The organism is Eudoraea sp. (assembly GCF_049665975.1).
Taxonomy (GTDB): Bacteria; Bacteroidota; Bacteroidia; order Flavobacteriales; family Flavobacteriaceae; genus Eudoraea.
Genome location: NZ_JBATGR010000411.1, coordinates 1 through 2,849 on the forward strand (window position 1 = coordinate 1; position 2,849 = coordinate 2,849).

At 36.5% G+C, this 2,849-nt stretch carries 3 protein-coding genes; 1 reads left to right on the forward strand and 2 read right to left on the reverse strand.

The features are described from left to right. The first annotated feature begins 196 nt into the window (after positions 1-196). Positions 197-1,414 carry an alpha/beta hydrolase family protein gene (locus WBN20_RS13630; RefSeq protein WP_424282084.1) on the forward strand — a complete coding sequence of 406 codons (1,218 nt, stop codon included), beginning with the start codon at positions 197-199 and terminating at the stop codon, positions 1,412-1,414. A 26-nt stretch (positions 1,415-1,440) separates the two neighbouring features. Here the strand turns inward: WBN20_RS13630 and WBN20_RS13635 are convergent, their stop codons facing one another. Next, positions 1,441-2,055, reverse strand: coding sequence for a DUF4230 domain-containing protein (locus WBN20_RS13635; protein ID WP_424275686.1), 615 nt, complete (start codon positions 2,053-2,055; stop codon positions 1,441-1,443). After that, positions 2,052-2,849, reverse strand: a 798-nt coding sequence (locus WBN20_RS13640; protein WP_424282085.1) for a GSCFA domain-containing protein, incomplete at its 5' end; no start/stop codon positions are given. The genes WBN20_RS13635 and WBN20_RS13640, both read right to left, overlap by 4 nt.

Sequence of the window (2,849 nt, forward strand, 5' to 3'; positions counted from 1 at the left end):
ATTGGCCAAAAACAATAACGATCTTGAATTTGCACAACAAATCCATTCCCATCTGGAAACCGTTAAACTTAATAATCCAAAAATGGGTCATTTAATAGATGATGGAGTATCATTGGTTGATGGTCAACTGGTTAATTAGTAGCTCATGATGAGATACTATTTCGTTTTTACATGTATAATCTTTGTTCTGCAAACTATGAATGCACAATTTGTTGCTAATTACGACGAATCTCAAGTCCCGGAGTTTGACCTGCCCGATCCATTAACCACTTTTTCGAACAAACATATTCTTACAAGTACCTCCTGGAACGAATTAAGAAGACCGGAATTGATCAACTTTTTTGAATCCCAGGTTTTCGGGAAAGTTCCCGGAACTTTAGATGCTATTGCTTTTGAAGTTGAAGAAGAAAGTAACTCCGCACTTGGTGGACTTGCTAAACGAAGACAAGTAAAGGTAACCATTACGAAAAATAGCAGATCATTAAGCTTTCTGATACTTTTATACCTGCCAATAAAGATTGGCCGGGCCCCTCTTTTTTTAGGATATAATTTTCATGGAAATCATACAGTCATTAACGATCCTGATATTATCATTTCAAAAGCCTGGTCTCTGAATAATAAATCAATAGGCATTACAAACCACACCTTAACTGAAGAAAGCAGGGGATTGCGATCCAGTAGATGGGCGATAACCAAAATGATTGAAGCCGGGTATGGTCTGGCAACCATTTATTATGGAGAAATAGATCCTGACAAAAATGATTTAACAGATGGTCTTCATTCATTGTTTTATACGGAAGGTCAGATAAGGCCAGCCAAAGATGAATGGGGCAGTATTGGGGCCTGGGCCTGGGCTTTGAGCAGAGCCATGGATTACGTTGAAAATGATATGGAAGTTGATAAAACCAGGGTTATCGTTTTTGGCCACTCCAGATTGGGCAAAGCTGCGTTATGGGCAGGTGCAATGGATGAAAGGTTTGCAGGAGTAATTTCCAATGATTCAGGATGTGGTGGAGCCGCCTTATCTAAACGCAAATTCGGGGAAACGGTAGCTCAAATAAATGAAAATTTTCCTTATTGGTTCTCTGCGAACTATAAAAAATATAACAATGCGGAAGAAAAACTTCCCGCAGATCAACATGAATTACTTGCTTTAATTGCTCCAAGGCCTTTATATGTTGCCAGCGCACAGGAAGATCAATGGGCAGACCCTAAAGGAGAATTTCTTTCAGCGCACTACGCTACTCCTGTTTATTCATTATTTGGAGAAGCGGGTATCTCATCAAATGAAATGCCCGGTGTAAATTCTCCAATCCAAAATACTGTGGCCTATCATATCCGAACCGGTAAACACGATGTTACTGAATACGACTGGGAACAGTATATTAAATGGGCGACTGAACAATTTGATTAAGAAATAAACTTTTCGCGCTAATAGAATCAGTTAGATGAAAAGGTTTCAAAAATATCTTCTTTAACAATGGTATTATTATAAGAAAGGGTCCATCCCAATGAATTGGTGAGTATGTAAAATTTAGAAAGCTCGCTTAATAATCTGTTTTCCGCATTCTTTTGCAGAGAAGAAGCTTTCACTTTTTTTAGCAGGGAAGCTTTTACATTATTCTTAATCTTATTATAATCTTCGGCGCTAAACTGATTAAAATAATCTGCGGTCACATCATAATACTCAAAATCAGGATTAATTTTAATCTCGGCTTCGGGAATATTAAGTATCCTAAGGGTTTTGGTGGCTTCATCTACTTCAAAATTAATCTCATTTAAATTATAAGCAACAGTAATTTCTGCATTAACCACTACTAAAGCTTTCTTATCTGCAGTAAAATATGGACCAAATAACTGTTGGGAATCTTTATAACTGTATACCTCGGAAAAGTGACCTTCGGTGACTATTATCTTTGAAACATTATTAATCTGCTGTTGAATAAGTGAACTATTCTCCTTTAAAATTGATTTTTCCTCTTTGTCCTTGTTCCAGGATTGAAAAATCAAAATCATAGCCATAGCGATTACTATCCCTACTAAAATTCGCTTCATATCTCAAAATTCATAAATGGGCACTCCTTTTTTAGAGCCAAAATTTTCTCATTTAGCGACTTCAAAAATAATTGATACTGCTCTGCCTGCTCATTAAAAGGTCTGTGGGCTAATCCTTTCTGAATTTCCTGAACTACTTTCATTACTGAGTCTGCCTTCTCAGAAATCCAGACACTTTTGAATTTTTTCCAGATATAGTCAATTGCCAGATTATTAGGATGCACCATATCTTCGGCATAAAATCTATAATCCCTTAGCTCGTCAAGCATAATTTCAAACGCCGGAAAATAGTACAGGTTATTATCTGATGAGGCTGATTCCATAATCTTGCCAATGGCAGAAATCAAATTTGCTTTACTTCGTTGATTGGCTACAAATCCATCTTTTAAATGCCTTACCGGGGAAATTGTAAAAATCACCCTAGCACTTTCGTTTATCTTTCTGATATTTGAAATTATGCTGTTAAGACTTTCTTCAATTTCACTTTCTGTAAGTAACTCTTTTGTAAATTGTTTTTGTGGCAGTTTATGGCAGTTAGCAACCCTTTCCTGATCTTTAACATCTTTGTAAACCCAGGCAGTACCCAGAGTAATTATTAAATGGCTGGCTTTACCGAGCTGATCTCTTGTTTTAAGAAGAGCGCTATTTAAATTGTTTATCAGTATCTCTTTAGATGAATCACTCAGCTCTGAATGCGCATCAAAACAGTGCCAGCGTTCATTGAAATAAAAAACATCAGCGTCTGTATATGTTTTTTCCTCTATTGCACGAATTATTAAGTTTTCTATTGCTAT